The sequence below is a fragment of the Arthrobacter sp. B2I5 genome (assembly GCF_030816735.1).
In the GTDB taxonomy this organism is placed as follows: Bacteria; Actinomycetota; Actinomycetes; order Actinomycetales; family Micrococcaceae; genus Arthrobacter.
The window spans coordinates 1,660,574-1,676,992 of sequence record NZ_JAUSYF010000001.1 but is presented as its reverse complement, the minus strand read 5'-3'; the positions used below and the strand labels follow the sequence as shown (position 1 = coordinate 1,676,992).

Annotated in this window: 19 protein-coding genes and 1 pseudogene; 11 read left to right on the top strand and 9 right to left on the bottom strand. The window is 61.6% G+C overall.

What is annotated here, in order from left to right; all coding sequences use genetic code 11:
* Positions 1 to 154: 154 nt before the first annotated feature.
* The 5 genes from QFZ60_RS08055 (at position 155) to fabF (ending at position 5,211) form a co-directional block, all read left to right on the top strand.
* On the top strand, positions 155 to 1,399 hold the full coding sequence (locus QFZ60_RS08055) for a CdaR family transcriptional regulator (protein WP_307089593.1): 1,245 nt from the start codon (positions 155 to 157) through the stop codon (positions 1,397 to 1,399).
* An 88-nt stretch (positions 1,400 to 1,487) separates the two neighbouring features.
* A complete protein-coding gene (locus QFZ60_RS08050; RefSeq protein WP_307089592.1) occupies positions 1,488 to 2,417 on the top strand; it encodes an ACP S-malonyltransferase in 930 nt (309 codons plus the stop codon).
* Positions 2,414 to 3,475: a beta-ketoacyl-ACP synthase III gene (locus tag QFZ60_RS08045; protein ID WP_307089590.1), complete on the top strand. Its 1,062-nt coding sequence runs from the start codon at positions 2,414 to 2,416 to the stop codon at positions 3,473 to 3,475. The genes QFZ60_RS08050 and QFZ60_RS08045 overlap by 4 nt, the downstream gene beginning before the upstream one ends.
* Before the next feature lie 77 nt (positions 3,476 to 3,552).
* On the top strand, positions 3,553 to 3,798 hold the full coding sequence (locus QFZ60_RS08040; RefSeq protein ID WP_066292130.1) for an acyl carrier protein: 246 nt from the start codon (positions 3,553 to 3,555) through the stop codon (positions 3,796 to 3,798).
* Between the two features lie 177 nt (positions 3,799 to 3,975).
* Positions 3,976 to 5,211 carry a beta-ketoacyl-ACP synthase II gene (gene fabF / locus QFZ60_RS08035; RefSeq protein WP_142116768.1) on the top strand — a complete coding sequence of 412 codons (1,236 nt, stop codon included), beginning with the start codon at positions 3,976 to 3,978 and terminating at the stop codon, positions 5,209 to 5,211.
* Between the two features lie 116 nt (positions 5,212 to 5,327).
* Here the strand turns inward: fabF and QFZ60_RS08030 are convergent, their stop codons facing one another.
* The 4 genes and pseudogenes from QFZ60_RS08030 to QFZ60_RS08015 form a co-directional block, all read right to left on the bottom strand.
* Positions 5,328 to 5,831, bottom strand: coding sequence for a DUF3145 domain-containing protein (locus QFZ60_RS08030; RefSeq protein ID WP_159631751.1), 504 nt, complete (start codon positions 5,829 to 5,831; stop codon positions 5,328 to 5,330).
* Positions 5,832 to 6,069: 238 nt separating this feature from the next.
* Positions 6,070 to 6,996: a tyrosine recombinase XerC gene (locus QFZ60_RS08025; protein WP_307089586.1), complete on the bottom strand. Its 927-nt coding sequence runs from the start codon at positions 6,994 to 6,996 to the stop codon at positions 6,070 to 6,072.
* 46 nt (positions 6,997 to 7,042) lie between these two features.
* Positions 7,043 to 8,179: a DNA-processing protein DprA gene (gene dprA, locus QFZ60_RS08020; RefSeq protein WP_307093255.1), complete on the bottom strand. Its 1,137-nt coding sequence runs from the start codon at positions 8,177 to 8,179 to the stop codon at positions 7,043 to 7,045.
* A gap of 152 nt (positions 8,180 to 8,331) precedes the next feature.
* Positions 8,332 to 8,946 (bottom strand): annotated as a pseudogene (locus QFZ60_RS08015) (ATP-binding protein); the annotation flags it as partial.
* A gap of 37 nt (positions 8,947 to 8,983) precedes the next feature.
* On the opposite strand from QFZ60_RS08015, the gene QFZ60_RS08010 reads away from it, so the two are divergent.
* Positions 8,984 to 10,438 carry a recombinase family protein gene (locus QFZ60_RS08010; protein ID WP_307089583.1) on the top strand — a complete coding sequence of 485 codons (1,455 nt, stop codon included), beginning with the start codon at positions 8,984 to 8,986 and terminating at the stop codon, positions 10,436 to 10,438.
* On the opposite strand, the gene QFZ60_RS08005 is transcribed toward QFZ60_RS08010, so the two are convergent.
* Positions 10,401 to 11,033 (bottom strand): hypothetical protein, encoded by a 633-nt coding sequence (locus QFZ60_RS08005; RefSeq protein WP_307089581.1) that lies wholly within the window; start codon positions 11,031 to 11,033, stop codon positions 10,401 to 10,403. The two genes, QFZ60_RS08010 and QFZ60_RS08005, sit on opposite strands and share 38 nt — an antisense overlap.
* 130 nt (positions 11,034 to 11,163) lie before the next feature.
* Here QFZ60_RS08005 and QFZ60_RS08000 point away from each other — a divergent pair, with 130 nt between their 5' ends.
* The 5 genes from QFZ60_RS08000 (at position 11,164) to QFZ60_RS07980 (ending at position 14,167) form a co-directional block, all read left to right on the top strand.
* Positions 11,164 to 11,340: a hypothetical protein gene (locus QFZ60_RS08000; RefSeq protein ID WP_307089579.1), complete on the top strand. Its 177-nt coding sequence runs from the start codon at positions 11,164 to 11,166 to the stop codon at positions 11,338 to 11,340.
* On the top strand, positions 11,337 to 11,486 hold the full coding sequence (locus tag QFZ60_RS07995; protein ID WP_307089578.1) for a hypothetical protein: 150 nt from the start codon (positions 11,337 to 11,339) through the stop codon (positions 11,484 to 11,486). Before QFZ60_RS08000 ends, QFZ60_RS07995 begins: the two co-directional genes overlap by 4 nt.
* 3 nt (positions 11,487 to 11,489) lie before the next feature.
* Complete coding sequence (locus QFZ60_RS07990) at positions 11,490 to 11,690, top strand: hypothetical protein (protein ID WP_307089576.1); 201 nt, start codon at positions 11,490 to 11,492, stop codon at positions 11,688 to 11,690.
* Positions 11,691 to 11,723: 33 nt separating this feature from the next.
* Complete coding sequence (locus QFZ60_RS07985; protein ID WP_307089574.1) at positions 11,724 to 11,894, top strand: hypothetical protein; 171 nt, start codon at positions 11,724 to 11,726, stop codon at positions 11,892 to 11,894.
* Positions 11,895 to 12,004: 110 nt separating this feature from the next.
* Complete coding sequence (locus QFZ60_RS07980) at positions 12,005 to 14,167, top strand: type IV secretory system conjugative DNA transfer family protein (RefSeq protein WP_307093253.1); 2,163 nt, start codon at positions 12,005 to 12,007, stop codon at positions 14,165 to 14,167.
* 44 nt (positions 14,168 to 14,211) lie between these two features.
* On the opposite strand, the gene QFZ60_RS07975 is transcribed toward QFZ60_RS07980, so the two are convergent.
* The 4 genes from QFZ60_RS07975 to QFZ60_RS07960 form a co-directional block, all read right to left on the bottom strand.
* The gene (locus tag QFZ60_RS07975; protein WP_307089573.1) at positions 14,212 to 14,547 is read right to left on the bottom strand and encodes an Lsr2 family protein; all 336 of its coding nucleotides are present in this window, start codon (positions 14,545 to 14,547) and stop codon (positions 14,212 to 14,214) included.
* A 363-nt stretch (positions 14,548 to 14,910) separates the two neighbouring features.
* Entirely contained in the window at positions 14,911 to 15,396 is a 486-nt protein-coding gene (locus QFZ60_RS07970; RefSeq protein ID WP_307089572.1) for a hypothetical protein, read from the bottom strand.
* Positions 15,396 to 16,100: a hypothetical protein gene (locus QFZ60_RS07965; protein ID WP_307089571.1), complete on the bottom strand. Its 705-nt coding sequence runs from the start codon at positions 16,098 to 16,100 to the stop codon at positions 15,396 to 15,398. Before QFZ60_RS07965 ends, QFZ60_RS07970 begins: the two co-directional genes overlap by 1 nt.
* Positions 16,097 to 16,417 (bottom strand): hypothetical protein, encoded by a 321-nt coding sequence (locus QFZ60_RS07960; protein ID WP_307089570.1) that lies wholly within the window; start codon positions 16,415 to 16,417, stop codon positions 16,097 to 16,099. The genes QFZ60_RS07965 and QFZ60_RS07960 overlap by 4 nt, the downstream gene beginning before the upstream one ends.
* Between the last annotated feature and the right edge of the window lie 2 nt (positions 16,418 to 16,419).

Genomic DNA, 16,419 nt, shown 5'->3' with positions numbered 1-16,419 from the left:
ACGACGGCGGCCCCCACCCATTCGGTGGGGGCCGCCGTCGTCCTGTCAGGGACAGGTGGGACCGGGAGGGCAGAACCAGTTGTGATCCGCGACAAGGCGGATTGTAGCCTTCGCACAAATGGAGCTTGCGCGACCGTGGCCGTATGCTCAAAGAATGCCAGCACCAGCCAGCCCGTCTGCCAAGCGGAAACCTACCCCGCCAAAGGTCACGCCGGAGAAGTCCGAAACCCTCAAGCAGCTCCGCGCAAACGTCGGCCAACTCTCCACCAGCACCATGCGCAAGCTGGAGCAGTCGCTGCCCTGGTACAGCCGGCTCAGCGCTGATGAGCGATCGGCACTGGGCATGGTGGCCCAGAACGGTATCGCCGCCTTCGTTACCTGGTATGAGCGGCCGAGCTCGCCGTCGTGGATCCTCACGGATGTATTCGGGACAGCGCCCACGGAACTGACCCGTTCGATCAGCCTTCAAAAGGCGTTGCAGCTGATCAGGATCGTGGTGGAGGTGGTGGAAGACCAGGTACCGGTCATCGCGCCAGAAGCCGACCAGCCATCCCTGCGCGAGGCTGTCCTGCGATACTCACGGGAAGTGGCCTTTGCCGCCGCGGACGTCTATGCACGCGCTGCCGAATCCCGTGGTTCCTGGGATACCCGCCTGGAAGCGTTGATTGTTGACGCGATCCTGCGGGGCGAAAACACTGACGCCCTGCGCTCACGGATCGCAGCGCTTGGCTGGAAGGCACAGGAGCGCTTCACCGTGATGGTGGGGAACTCGCCGTCCGAACCCAGCGCCAGCTATGTCAGCGAACTGAGGCGGATGGCCGGGCGCTACGCCGAGGATGCACTGGTGGGGATCCAGGGCGACCGCCTGATTCTCATCCTTGGCGGCGTGCAGGACCGCGAAACGGCGTATGTGAAGCTGAGCGACATGTTCGCCCCCGGCCCCGTGGTGTACGGCCCCGAAGCCAGCTCGCTCCTGGAAGCCAGCAGTTCTGCGCAATCCGCCTTTGCCGGACTGACGGCAGCCCGCGCCTGGCCCTCCGCCCCGCGGCCGGTGGCCGCCGACGACCTGCTGCCGGAACGGGTTATTTCCGGCGATGACGCGGCCCGCCGCTCACTTGTGAAAAACATTTACCGGCCGCTCCTGGCAGCATCCAACGGCCTGGTGGAAACGCTTGGAACCTACCTTGAACTGGGACATTCGCTTGAGGCCACGGCACGGGAACTCTTCGTCCACGCCAACACCGTGCGTTACCGGTTGAAGCGGGTCTGCGACGTCACAGGCTGGGACCCGCTGCTGCCGAGGGAGGCATTCGTGCTGCAGGCCGCCCTGGTGGTGGGCCGCCTCTCGGCCCCGCCGAAGGCCGCCACGGAGCGGCAGGCGTCCCGTAACCAGCCGTGAGGCATTGTAGACTTCCTACAACCTGACCCCGTGAGCTTGGTGCGGTGAAACACCGCTGGATCACACAGTAATTTGGAAAGCTGGTTACGTGCTTGCAATAGTCTGCCCTGGACAGGGCGCACAGACCCCGGGTTTTCTGGCCCCCTGGCTGGAACTTCCCTCGGTGGCAGGCCAACTGGCCTCCCTGAGCGACATCGCAGGCATTGACCTGATCGCCCATGGGACCACCTCCGATGAGGAAACCATCAAGGACACTGCCGTGGCGCAGCCCCTGATCGTTGCCGCGGGCCTGGTCACCGCCGCCTCCCTCTTCGACGTCGAACTCAACTCCCTGCCCGTGATCCTCGCGGGCCACTCCGTGGGTGAGATTACTGCTTCCGCCCTTGCCGGAGTGCTCACGGAGCAGGAAGCCATGACCTTCGTCCGCGAACGTGCCAACAGCATGGCCGCCGCGGCCGCCGTCACCCCCACCGGCATGAGCGCCGTGGTGGGCGGTGACCCCGCCGAGGTGCTGGCTGCCATCGAGGCCGCCGGCGCTGCACCTGCCAATGTCAATGGTGCCGGGCAGACAGTCGCGGCCGGAACCTTTGACCAGTTGAAGGCCCTGGCCGACAACCCGCCCGCCAAGGCGCGCGTCATCCCGCTCAAGGTGGCCGGCGCCTTCCACACCAGCCACATGTCGCCCGCCGTCAGCGCGCTGGAGAAACTGAAGCCGCAGCTGAACCCGGTGGCGCCCAAGGTGCCCTTGCTGTCGAATTTCGACGGCGGCGAAGTCACCGACGGCGATGCCGCCGTCGAAAGCCTGATCGCCCAGGTGTCCCGGCCGGTCCGGTGGGACCTCTGCATGGAAACCATGGTCAACCGCGGTGTTACCGGCGTGATTGAACTCGCCCCTGCCGGCACGCTGGCCGGGCTGGCCAAGCGCGGCATGCCCGGCGTCAAGACCGTCGCGGTCAAGACCCCCGATGATCTCTCCGCCGCACTGGCACTCTTTGCAGAACTGGAGGGCAACGCATGAGCGTTCCCACGCTGAAACAGGCTCTGGTCCAGGAGCACAGCCGCATCCTTGGCCTGGGCGCTTACCGGCCCGACGTCATCGTCACCAATGAGGATGTCTGCCAGTGGATCGATTCCTCGGACGAGTGGATCCGCCAGCGCACCGGCATCGTCACCCGCCACCGCGCGGCCGCCGACGTCAGCGTGATCGACATGGCAGAGGGTGCCGCCCGGGAAGCCATGGCGAAGGCCGGTATTGAGGCCTCAGAGCTCGGTGCAGTCATTGTTTCCACCGTGACCCACCCCTACGCCACCCCTTCAGCCGCTGCCAGCCTGGCCGACCGGATCGGCGCCACGCCTGCTCCTGCCTTTGATATTTCCGCCGCCTGCGCCGGTTACTGCTACGGAATTGCACAGGCCGACGCCCTGGTCCGTTCCGGCACCGCAAAGTATGTCCTGGTGGTTGGTGCCGAAAAGCTTTCCGACGTCATCGACAACCGGGAACGCACCATCTCCTTCCTGCTCGGTGACGGTGCAGGCGCCGTCGTCATCGGCCCTTCCGACACCCCGGGCATCGCCCCGTCCGTGTGGGGCTCCGACGGCAGCAAGTGGGACGCCATCGGCATGACCCGCTCCCTGCTTGACGTCCGCGACCTCGGCCTGGCCGCCCGGCAGTCCGATTCCACCGGGGACCTGGCCCTCCTGGAAGAGGCGCAGGAGCTGTACCCCACCCTCCGGCAGGACGGCCAGACGGTGTTCCGCTGGGCGGTGTGGGAAATGGCCAAGGTGGCCCAGCAGGCACTCGATGCTGCCGGCATTGAGGCTGAGGACCTGGTTGCGTTCATCCCCCACCAGGCCAACATGCGCATCATCGACGAGATGGTGAAGAAGCTGAAGCTGCCGGAGACGGTTACAGTGGCACGGGACATTGCCGAAGCCGGCAACACTTCCGCTGCCTCCATCCCTCTGGCGACGCACCGGCTCCTGCAGGAGAACCCGGAGCTGAGCGGCGGGCTGGCCCTGCAGATCGGTTTCGGTGCCGGTCTGGTCTTCGGCGCACAGGTAATTGTCCTTCCCTAGATACGCCCAAGGGCCGCAACCGCGGCCCTGACCGTTTCCGGCAGCCCCTGCCGGCAATACAAGAAAAGGAGCCACCAATGGCTAGCAACGAAGAGATCCTGTCCGGGTTGGCTGAAATCGTCAACGAGGAAACCGGCCTGGCCCCCGAGGCCGTGGAGCTGGACAAGTCCTTCACCGAGGACCTGGACATCGACTCCATCTCCATGATGACCATCGTGGTCAACGCCGAAGAGAAGTTCGGCGTCCGCATTCCCGACGAAGAGGTCAAGAACCTGAAGACCGTCGGCGACGCCGTCAGCTTCATCGCCGGAGCACAGGCCTAGCCACAGGCTTCTCGCCGTCCCACGGCTTGGCAGGGCTGCCGGTCCGGACTGACCGGACCGGCAGCCCGCCGCATTTATCCGGCCCAGCACCCCCAACCGGGACTGGCCGATCAACAAACTGTGCGGGACCCTGCGACATCCGCAGGCGGATACCCCCACCGACGAAAGAGTGATCCCATGACACGCAAAGTAGTCATTACCGGTCTGGGCGCCACCACGCCCATCGGCGGCGACGTGCCCACAATGTGGAACAACGCCCTCAAAGGGGTCTCCGGTGCCCGCACCCTGGAGGACGACTGGGTAGCCAAGTACGAACTCCCCGTCCACTTCGCCGCCCGGTGCAGCACACCGGCCCTTGAGGTCCTCAGCCGTGTTGAGGCCAAGCGGATGGACCCCTCCACGCAGTTCGGCGTCATCGCTGCCCGTGAAGCATGGGCGGACTCCGGCATCACCGAATTCGACCAGGACCGGCTGGCGGTTGCCTTTGCCACGGGCATTGGCGGCGTCTGGACGCTGCTGGACGCTTGGGACACCCTGAAGGAAAAGGGTCCCCGCCGGGTCCTTCCCATGACGGTGCCCATGCTTATGCCCAATGGTGTTGCCGCGGCCGTCAGCCTGGACCTTGGCGCCCGGGCCGGCGCCCATACCCCGGTGTCCGCCTGCGCATCCGGCACGGAGGCCATGCACCTCGGCCTGGAGCTCATCCGATCAGGCAAGGCAGACGTGGTCATGTGCGGCGGCGCCGAGGCTGCCATCCACCCCATGCCCCTGGCGGCCTTTGCCTCGATGCAGGCACTGTCCCGCCGGAATGACGAACCCGAGCGCGCCTCACGCCCGTACGACACCGCCCGCGACGGCTTCGTCATGGGCGAAGGCGCCGGCGCGCTGGTGCTCGAGGCCGAGGAACATGCACTGGCCCGCGGAGCCCGCATCTATGCCGAGCTCGCCGGTACCTCCGTCACTGCCGACGCGTACCACATCACCGCCCCGGACCCCGAGGGCCTTGGCGCCACCCGCGCCCTGAAGGCGGCGATGTTCGACGGCCGGATCCAGGCTGAGGACGTGGTGCACGTCAACGCCCACGCCACCTCCACGCCCGTGGGCGACAAGCCTGAATACACGGCCCTGCGTGCCGCCCTTGGCGCCCATGTGGACAACGTGGCAGTCTCCGCCACCAAGTCGCAGATGGGCCACCTCCTGGGTGCTTCCGGCGCGGTTGAGGCCGTCCTCACCGTGCTGGCCGTCCATGAGCGGAAGGCGCCGGTCACCATCAACCTGGAAAACCAGGACCCGGAGATCCCGCTCGACGTGGTCACCTCCGCCCGTGACCTCCCTGCCGGCAGCATCGTGGCACTGAGCAACTCATTCGGTTTCGGCGGCCACAACGCCGTCGTGGCCATCCGCAGCATCTAGGCCTAGCCCGGGGGAACCACCCGGAATGGAAAAAGGAGGCCCCGCCGCCAGGCGGAGCCTCCTTTTGCGCTATGGAGGTGATGTGGTTTCGTCGCGGTGGGAACGGACGACGGCGGTCAGCCCACCTGGTGGAGCCAGCGGACAGGAGCGCCTTCAGCAGCGTGGCGGAACGGCTCAAGTTCTTCGTCCCAGGCCTCACCCAGGGCAAGGGACAGCTCGTGGTAGACGGCGGCAGGGTCACCGGCTCCGGATTCGTAGGCATAGCGGATGCGGTCCTCGGACACCATGATGTTGCCGTGGACATCCGTAACGGCATGGAAAATTCCCAGTTCGGGGGTGTGCGACCAGCGGCCGCCATCCACACCCTGGCTGGGCTCCTCCGTCACCTCATACCGGAGATGCGCCCAGCCACGGAGGCAGGACGCCAGTTTCGCTCCCGTGCCGGGGGTTCCGGTCCAGGACAGCTCCGCCCGGAACATTCCGGGCGCAGCAGGCTGCGGGGTCCACTCAAGGTCCGTCCGCTTGTCCACCACGGCGCCGACTGCCCACTCAACGTGGGGGCACAGCGCCGTAGGGGCTGAGTGAACGAACAGCACACCGCGGGTCATTGCAACAGACATTCCATCCTCCATAGCTCTAGGTACGTCTTCCCCAACGACCTCTGCCTGGATGGAACTGCCGTGCCTGCACTGCGGCGTGGTTCCCTGCCTGTATTCAGATGTATCAGATTAAGCTGTGTCCGGGCTTGCCGTGCGGTTCGAGGCCTTGTGAGCTTCAAGCCGCACTTGAAAGTTGCCGGACGTGACTCTTATTGTGCCGTACCCCATGGAATTACGCCAGTGCGATTAGCAGGTCGAATCAGGCACGGGGATGGGCCTGCTGATAACTCTTCCGAAGCCGGTCAACCGAGACGTGCGTATAGATCTGGGTGGTGGCCAGGCTGCTGTGCCCCAGAATCTCCTGTACGGCGCGGAGGTCCGCGCCGCCGTCGAGCAGGTGCGTGGCGGCCGAGTGCCGCAGGGCGTGGGGCCCGGACGCGGAGGTATCACCCAGCGCCTCGAACAGTGTGTTGACCAGGGCGCGTACCTGGCGCTGGTCGACCCTTCCCCCACGTGCGCCCAGGAAGAGCGCGGGCCCGCTGTTGTCCTTCACCAGGACCGGGCGCCCCCGCCGGAGCCAGTCATCGACGGCCACGGCGGCCGGCACTCCGAACGGAACCGTGCGCTCCTTGTTGCCCTTGCCGATGACCCGCAGTGTCCGGCGGTCCGGGTACAGGTCGTCGACGTCCAATCCGGTGAGTTCGCCTACCCGGATGCCCGTGGCGTAGAGGAGTTCCACGATGGCGCGGTTCCGCACGGCGAGCGGTTCGCCCTCCCCGGCTGCCCCCTCCAGGCCCTCCAGGATGCGTGTAAGTTGGGGTGCCTGCAGGACCCCCGGAAGGGATCCTTCGCGTTTGGGTGCCTTCAGCCGCAGGGCCGGGTCCGCATCGACGAGTTCTTCGCGGACAGCCCACGCGGTGAAGGCCCGTGCGGTGGCAGACCGGCGGGCGAGGGTTGCCCGCGAGGCGCCTGCGGAACTTTGGCTGCCAAGCCACCGTCGGAATGTTCCGAGTTCGAGATCCTGCAGTCCTGCGGCGCCTTCCGAGGCGGCGTGGGCAAGGAGGCTGCGCAGGTCGCCCAGGTACGCACGCCTTGTGTGGGCGGACACCGCACGTTCCCCCGACAGATAGCCGGCGAACGCGTCCAGTGCCTTGTGCAGTTCCCCGGGCAGTTCTTCATTGTCCACTCCCCTACTTTCCCAGTTGCCCGGCCTGTACCGCCGGTGGACACGGTCATGGCTTGCCGCGTTTCCAGCCGCCCCGCTCCGACACTGCAAGTCCCAGCAGTCCGAGCCTCCCAAGTCCTGCCCGTACCGAGTCCTGGCCGAGACCCGCCACGGCTGAGAGCTTTTCCACGGACGTGGTGGAGCGAAGCGGCAATGCGTCCAGCAGGATCAGGTCCTCCAGGGTCAATCCGTCCTGCACTGCCGCCTCCGCGGTGCGTTGCGCAGGCAACTCCGTTCCGCTGGGTGATGCCAACTCGGCCACTTCGGCCGCATCGGTGACGCAGACGGCTCCCCCGTCGCGGAGGAGGCGGTGACAGCCGGCGGAATTGGCGCTGTGGACAGAGCCGGGAACGGCGCCCACGGCACGGCCCAGGGTTTCGGCATGATGGGCCGTGTTGAGTGCACCGGAGCGCCACCGTGCCTCCACCACCACCGTCACCCCCGCCAGGGCGGCAATCAGACGGTTCCGCTGAAGGAAGCGGTAGCGGGTAGGGGCCGATCCCGGCGGTACCTCGGCCAGCACCGCTCCCTGGTTTGCCACGGCCCGCAGCAGGTCGTCGTTGCCGGATGGATAGAACCTGTCCACTCCCCCGGCCATGACGGCGATGGTGGGGACAGCCGAGGATCCGCCGGCAAGGGCGGCCCTGTGCGCATGCGCATCGATCCCGTAGGCCCCCCCTGACACCACCGTGAAGCCCCGCTGCGCCAGCGAGTAAGCGATGTCCCCGGTTACCGCCGCCCCGTAGCTGGTGCTGTCCCGGGATCCTACAAGGGCGATGCATTTCTCCGGTCCCGGCAGCGGTTGTTCCTGGCCGCGCCACCAGAGGCAGATGGGCTCCTGGATTCCCAGGTCCGCCAACTGGGCGGGCCACAGCTCATCACTGGGAATGATGAGGCGTCCGCCAAGCCGGGCCATGGTGGCAAGGTCGCGTTCCGGAGCAAGGTCAGGCAGCCGCGGCTGCCAGCGCTTCAAAGCGGCAGCAAGTCCGGCCCAGCTGCTGGCGGCCCCGCTGTCAGCCAGCAGCGATGTCATGCCGCGCTCCAGGTCAGGCCCTGCCGCCACCTGTCCGGTGGCGATGCGCAGGGCATCGGTTGCCCCTGCCAACTGGACGAGGGCCAGTCCCGCGGTGTCCTGGGGCTCCATCAGCCGTGAAAGGGCTGCCCGGGCCAGCCGCTCGGCATCGGTACCCCTTGCCTTCTTCGTGCCCTGTTCCGTCACCACAACCTGTTCCTTCGCCACAAACTGTTCCGTATCCACGCCCGTTTCCTTCACGTCGCTCCGCGCATCCTGGTGTCTCATGCCGCGGCCGCCGCAGCCTGGCGCAGGCCCAGAGCCTGTCCGATGTCGTTTGGGTCGGGTGTCTCGCGGTGCCCCAGGTCCGCCAGGGTCCAGGCGAGCCGAAGGACGCGGTCATACCCTCTTGCAGTCAGCACGCCCCGCTCCAGCGACTGGTCGAGGATCCGGGTGGCAGCCGGTGGAAGCCGCAACTCACCACGCAGGATGCGCCCGGGCACTTGCGAATTGGTCTCAAGGCCGTAGGGCTGCAATCGTTCCGCCTGGCGCGCACGCGCGTCCAGGACCCGCCGCGCCACTGATGTGGTGTCCTCTTCCGCGCCCGCCTGGCCGAACTCGGCCAGGGACACCCGCTCGACCTGCAGCTGGATATCCACCCGGTCCAGGAGGGGTCCGGACATCCTGGCGAGGTACCGGCGGCGCATCATGGGAGTGCAGGTGCAGTCCAGCCCCTTGCCCGCTGCTTTGCCGCAGGGGCAGGGGTTGGCCGCAAGTACCAGTTGGAAGCGGGCCGGATAGGCCGCTGTCCCGGCCGACCGGTGGATGACCAGCTCCCCGCTCTCCAGCGGCTGCCGGAGCGCGTCCAGGACACGCCGTTCGTATTCGGGCGCCTCGTCAAAACTATTGACGACGCACCCCGGAGGCCTCATAATCATGCGCGGAACTGAATATATGCAGAGCAAGCGATTCGCCATCTACACCAGGATCAGCCGAGACCGAGTCGGTGCCGGGTTAGGTGTGGAGCGGCAGCAGGAGGATTGCGAAGCGCTGGTGCAGCAGCTTGGCGGTACCGTCAGCGCTGCATATTCAGACAATGACATCAGCGCCTACTCGGGCAAGCATCGTCCTGGTTACGAAGCTCTTCTAGCTTCCATCAAGCAGGGGCAAGTGGATGCGGTAGCCGTCTGGCACCAGGATCGGCTATTGCGGCGAACCATAGACCTCGAGAACTACATCGACGTCTGCCAGCGACTGAACGTTCCCACGCATACGGTGAAGGCCGGCCACTTTGATCTCGCCACTCCATCGGGCCGAGCTGTCGCCAAGACTCTTGCAGCTTGGGCAGCATATGAAGTCGAAACCTCTACCGACCGTGTAAAAGCTGCCAAGCTCCAGGCAGCCAAGGCGGGCAAGTCATCCGGAGGGAACCGCGCCTACGGCTGGAACCAAGACGGCATGACTCTCAACGAGGCAGAGGCTCCCATCGTCAGGGAGATCGTCGACCGATTCGTCGCTGGCACTTCATGGAACAAGATCGCTCTCGACTTGAACGCCCGGTCTATCCCCACGGCTAAGGGGAAGATGTGGACAGCCATCAACGTAGCCAACGTAGCCAAACTCAAGCGCCACTATGGCATCCGAGAGCACAACGGCCAGGAGTACGAAGCGGCCTGGGCTCCCCTACTCAGCAGGGATAAATGGGAAGATCTACAGCTCGCCATCAAGCGCGGGCAAGCCTTGCACGGCAAGCGAACCTACGCCAGGGTGCACTTGCTAACCGGCTACGTCTTCTGCGGTCTGTGCGGCAATCGCATGAAGATCATCAATGCGCAGCAGCGTGACGGTAGCTACTCCCCCGCCTTCAGTTGTAGGAAGCTGGACCACCGCGGCCAAAAAGTCGGCTGTGGCAAGGTCAAGCGCAAGAAGGACCCAGTGGAATCGCTGGTCATCGACTGCATCATGTACCGCCTAGATACTCCCGACCTCACTGCGATGCTGGCGACGAGAGAGTCTGACGACGATCTGAAAGCGTTGGTACGGGATCACGAATCCCAGAGTCTTCGACTGCAGGAGATCTTGGACCTCTACTCAACCGGTGAGCTCACATTTGCCGAGTATCGGACTGCTAAAACCTCCGCACAAGATCGTCTCGATGCCCTGGGAAGCGAGATCGATCGAAAGACGAGTCGCAATACCATCGGCCTGATCCCCGCCGGCCAAAGTGTCCAGAAGGCATGGGAGAAAGCCGACTTTGAATGGCGAAGACAACTGCTGGATGTCCTCATAGACAAAGTGCTGATCTATCCCAAGCAACCTGGCGATGGCCGAGCTCGGTTCAAGCAGTGGATCTTCAATCCTGATCGGGTTGAGATTCGCTGGAAGGCGTAAATTCCTCCGGGAAACGCTCTTCGTAGGAGTGAACTGCAGCACCAACACGCGTCACGTAGGGCATGAATGTCCCCTTAGACGCTTTCATCAGCTTCTCCCTGAACTCGTCTTCCAATGGAAGTTCCTTTGGCAAGACAACAAGTGCGAGTAGCATCTCCAGGTCGCGCACCCGCTGCTCAAGCTTCTCAAGCGGCGTCTCACCCTGCCGCTCCCTCATGAGGATGCGGCGCACGATGTAGCCGGCCAAGTCTTCCGCACCCTGTTGCTCATGCCTGATGGCGGTGCTCATCGAGATCCCGGCCTTCTGCTTGTAGGCTTCCCGGCGCTCAGTGAGAGTCGTCGTCCCTTCGTAAGTGAAGCCAAGAGCGTTCCGGATGGCACGCATAGCAGGAGTATCTATGGCTTCCATGGCCATTCCAGTGAGCACCTCTACGACAGTCTCGGGATCATCGTCCTCAAAGATGCCAGCTTGTTCGCCCGTTCCAAGCCGCTGCACAGCAAGCTCGTTGAGTCCGTCGCCTAAAGCCAGCTTCTTGATGTACGCCGCGGTCCTCTCGATGAGGTCGCCTTCCTCCTCTGCCGTCAGCTCTTCCATGACTCTCCAATCAATCGCTACCGATCTGTTGACTACCGGATGAGTAGTCGTCTAAGGTCATTCTATCAGCACCGCTTCTTGAAAACTCCATAGAGAAAAAATAAAAACCTTCTACGAAAGGACCACTGAAATGTGGAACTTACCTCCAATGGAGCCGCGGGAGCTTTACTTCTCGTTGTTCCAGCAGGAAATCCAGGCCTTCGCTCTCATACTTGTTGAGCTTGGCTTTACCGCGATCATCACTTGGCCTTACTTCACGGAACGGCTGAGCCAGTTGAAAGCAGAGTTCAAGGAGGCAATGAAGTGACCAACGAAGAATTTGCGCAGATGTCGGTCGCATTCTTTATGCGATTCAATTCGGCATTGACCGTCGTGCTGGCAATCACGATGCTCGTCGCCATTGTTGTCGGCTTCAAACGCCTCAAGGACTACTACTACAGAGAAGAAGGATAGGTCATGGGAGAATCACTGGTTTTCTTCGCCGCCTGTGGCGCGATTCTTGCCATCGGCATCATCGTCAAGTACGTCCTGAGCTTGATCGACGTGGCGACCGGTAACACCAAGAAGAAAAAGCTCGACTACACCGCCCTTGCCTCCAAGACCGTACGCCGCCAAGCCCGGTACTACGGAAAAACCTTTAGGGACAGCTTCAAGTAAAAGAAAGAAGGCAATGAAATGATCCTCCACTACATGAGTGACGGACAAACGATCACGGCGGATGACGTCAACAACGGCATGATCAACGGTATCGGCCATATCTTTTCCGGGGCATGGACGATTCTCGCCCCTTTCGCAGCCGCCGCCTTGGTCCTGTTCCTCGGCACGCTGCTTGTCCGGTCTATCGTGAGCCGGAAGCGCTAGAAACAACCTTTAAGAAATAGCCACGTTATGCCAAAGTGAGGACAGGCATGACGTGGCTATTTCTATTTTCACTACCCTCCACTTTTCTCTTAGGAGTCACGTTGCTCAAGATGGCCAGTCAAGAAGAACTCGATAGGGGCCGTAAGACCTACCTCATTACGTTTCCCGCTGAACTCAAGACACCGGAACTGCTGAACTGGTTGCGCCAGGTCAGCGGCACTATCCACCGTGATTCCCTACTGACCATTCCCACCATCGTCTTTGAGACGTGGGCCAATGACCGGGAGATCATTCACCGCCTGTCGATGCCGTGGCAGGACGCGGACTACATCATCGGACAGTTGCAGGGCTTGATTCCTGGTATCGGGGCCATCCCTGATGAAGCCAGGCCGCGCAAAGAGTGGGATCTTGCAACCGAGTACCGAATCCATCGGACAGAGCACCCCATCGTCGTCAAGGACAGTATCAGCATGTCCACGTCGATGCTGCTCACCCTGGGCCACCTTGAAAAGGGAGAGTCAGCTATCCTGCAGTGGATCATCGCTCCGGCAGGCAAAGAGTCGATGGGCAAGCCGAATCTGACTATCACTGAGGCCTTGCTCGGTGTGAAGCCTCCCTCTAACGAACACATCGCCTCACTCAAGGCCAAGCAGGATGAACCAAACTTCCTGGGTTCATTTCGCATCGGAGTCAACGCGGTCTCGCCTGCCCGGCGCCGGCATCTGACTAACTTGCTCTTCCAGCCACTTGCTAGCACCGGACGCTTTAAAGTGGCCTTCAACTTTGATGGTCGGGCTTTGGCGCACGCCGTCACTCGTGCCGGGACTCCGTGGCTGTTTGGATGCCAGGTTTCAGCCAGTGAGCTGCTGGCCTTCATGACGTGGCCACTTGGCTCTCCCCTTATCTCGGGGCTGCCGAGCGGAGCAACCAGGCACTTGCCGCCGACTGAGGCTATCCCTCGCCAAGGACGCATCCTCGGTCTGTCCACGTATCCCGGCACCGAGCGTCCCATTGCTATGAGCCACCTTGCCGCTGCCACTCATGTCTTTATCGGTGGAGGTACCGGCGTCGGTAAGACAACGCTGATGGCGAATACAGCCAAGCAGGACATGGAAGCCGGGCACGGACTATTCGTCATGGAAGCTAAAGGCGACCTCTTCTATGAGGTGTCTGACTATGTGCCCTACAACCGCCTGGATGACGTGGTGATTATCGACTTCACGGACGGGCTTAGGCCGGTTGGCTTCAACCTGCTGGATCAAGGCAACCCGCGGACAGTCGTCGATGAGCTGGTGGAGCTCTTCCAGTTCAAATACAAAGACAACGGCGTCTGGTTCCGAGAGCTGATGTTCCACGGTCTGATGACCCTCGCTACCGTCAAAGGGCTGACCTTCAATGACTTGTCACCACTGATCTCACCGCGTGATCCAGACGAGAGGGCCTGGTCAGAACAGATCATCAAGGGCGTCAAGGATAGGGAGCTGATCAAGTTCTGGCACCGTTGGAACCAACTCAAAGACAGTGAACGCGTGCAGCACGCCGGAGTTGTTGAAAACCGCATCTGGCAGATCATCGGTCGGATCGAGCCCCGTTATCTCTTCGGCCAGAGTACGAGTAGCTTCCAAATGGAGGACGTTATCCGAGAGAACAAGATTCTGCTCGTCAATCTCTCGGGCATCCCCAAAGAGTCAGCGGAGATCGTAGGAACGCTGCTGTTCAATGCCTACTGGGAAGCCGCACAGCGGGTGCCGACTGAAAGAGAGAACTATGTCTACCTCGACGAGTTCCAGATGTTCGCCGACGTCCCTATGGGCTTTGATGACGTCCTTGCCCTCGCTCGTAAGTACAAGCTTGGGATGGTGCTGGCAACCCAGTATGTCGAACGGCTGCCGCAGAACCTGGCGCAGGCAATCAAGGCCAATGCCAGGACTAAGGTCATCATGCAGACGAACGCTGAGGGCGCGAATATCTGGCAGCATGAGTTTGGCTCCAAGGCAGTAGACCGGAGCGACATCACGAACCTCAAGGCCTACCAGGCTATTGCTCGTATCAACACGGAGAGCGGGATCAGCGCACCGGTCACCTTGAAGACACTGCCGCCTGCGAAGAAGGCCGGCACTGCCAAAGCCGCCACGATTAGGTCGAACAACAAGTACGGCAGGTCTGTGGCAGACATAGAGCGTCAAGAGATTGAGCGCCGCAAGGGTGCGCCTAGCAAACGAGCCCGCCCGACTATTGGCTGGAAGACGCTTGATGAACAAGACGGCGCATAGAAAAGAGGCCCGGCATAAGCACCGGGCCTCTTTCGTGTCTCAGATTAGTGAGCGGCGTGGTAAGCATCCTGGATCGTCTGGCTTACGCGTCCACGGTCGCTGACCTGGTGACCGTTATCTTTTGCCCACTGGCGAATCTTCTGAAGCTCTTCCTTGTTAGAAGAACTGCTCTTCGGTGCTGCTCCCCCACCACGGGGCAAACGAGCTGTCACCTTAGCAGCAGCATCAATGTACTTGGAGAGAAAATCCTGCAGGTCTTTCGCGTTCTTTTCACCCAAGTCAATCTCGTACTGGTCGTCCCCCCAGCCAAACTTGTACGACTTAGCGTTCTCTGAACCGTCTAGGTCATCACGAACAATCGTGATTGTTTCTTTAGCCATGAATAAAGACTAGCACTATAAAAGCCTCCAGAATGCACTGGAGGCTTTAGATGGATACTTTGCCCTCTTAGAGCTTGGAAGCTCTCCTAGCTCACGCAAAGTGCCTTAGACGGACTTATTTGCGGCTTGCTTCGTATGCGTTCCACAGCCATGACACTAGGCCTGATGGCGCGCCGATGGCTATAAGCAGCTGCACAGCGTTAGTGCTCAGCCAGTTCATAACTGCTTCTGGCACACCAGGAACTGCCCAAACTACGGTGACTAATGCGAGAAGAGCACCGGCTGCGGCCTGGATGCCGGTTCGAAGGCCTTTAACTGCTGAAGTACGGTTTGGTGATACTGATGGGGTCATAGATTCTCCTTTTACTTTATTGCTGTCTGCCAGTCGGTAGCGATGCGCTTCTGCGCCTCTCCTAGCGCCATGGCTCCCGAACAAACTGCGTCATGGAGTCTGTTCTCCACGGCGTCCTTTGGATTAGGTGCGGCTTCGGGTTGAGGCCACAGGTTCTTCGGGTCGGTTGGATGTCCGCCAATGCTTAACGGAATGAGATGGTCTTCCTCATGAGCGGCAGGACCATCGGTAAAGCCGTAGTCCTGCATCTGCTTCAATTTGAGGGTGTTGGTATAACTGACAGGCGGCCGCGCCGTAGCGGTCCAGCCACTAAGGCAGATCGTTTCCTTGAGATTGAGCACCGTCACGTTTGGATTGGTAGATCCAGGTGTACAGATAGGGTCAGGTAGGACACCGCGCATCTGGCAACGTCCCCCGATATTTCCCGGCTTCGCTGGCATATTGAGGCTCAGTACCAACAGCCCGCAGCACACGAGTAGAACGATGAGCAGTTTCATCACTCGATGCCGAGTGCGTCCCTAATCGCTTGAAGCTTCTTGTCGCTGTCACTCGCAGCTGTCACCGTGACGGCTGTCTTCGCCTCTGCTAGCTGCTTCTTCAGGTCTGCTATCTGCTGATCCTGTTGTCCAAGTCGGAGCATCAGGCCGTTGCCCTTTGAATAGTTCAACCAGTTCTGCAACATCTGGTCCAAGCTGTCCTGCGTCAGTTCTTTCCCTGTCCAGCGGTAGTCGTAGTCCTTACCTGGATATTCCCCCACTGCAAGGATGCTCAATGAGTTCTCTTGTTCTTTGGTGATCTTTGCCATGTCATCTCCTTTACTTATTACTGCTACGCCCTCCACGTCCTCAGTCCAGCCCAGATACGTCAGAGGATTCGCCTTGGCGTAGTACTGAATGAGTGCGTCTAGCGATGCATGGTGAACTGGCGTGGTCTTTGTTGGATGGCTGGAAGAGTAAACAGAACCGTCAGGAGCAAGCAGTGCAACATGGCCGGCTGGCTCATCCCGAAGGGAGAACCAGACTGCTACCCAGCATCCAGGAGGGAAGTTGTAATCCCAGTGTTTGGTGGTGCTGGCGTTCCAGGCGGCGGTGGCAGTTGGGTAAACGGGTGCGATGCCGAATGTGTCTTGGACGTACATCAGGCACCAGCCCGGCTTACACGAGACGTTTGGGTTAGGCGATATGAGCTGCCTGTAGGTCATCCCTTTGGCATCCCTACGACGTAACCGACTGCCCCGGCTACTGCCAGCAGTACGGCTACTACCGCGCCAACCAGCTTCTCGTTTTGAAACCACTTTTGCTGATATATAACCGTTCCAGCCTTAATTGTTGGCTGCTGCTCCTTTTTGTATTGCTCAACAGCCATCAAACCGTTTTTCCAGTCCTCGATAGAGTTGACGCGACCGTTGGTTTTTTCGGCCTGAGCTTTCGTAGCTTCCCCTGTTGCCTTTATCGAGGCAACTTCACTCGTCAAAGATACGATGGCATTCAGGATGTCGTTGTTAGTGACCGCCCCCATGA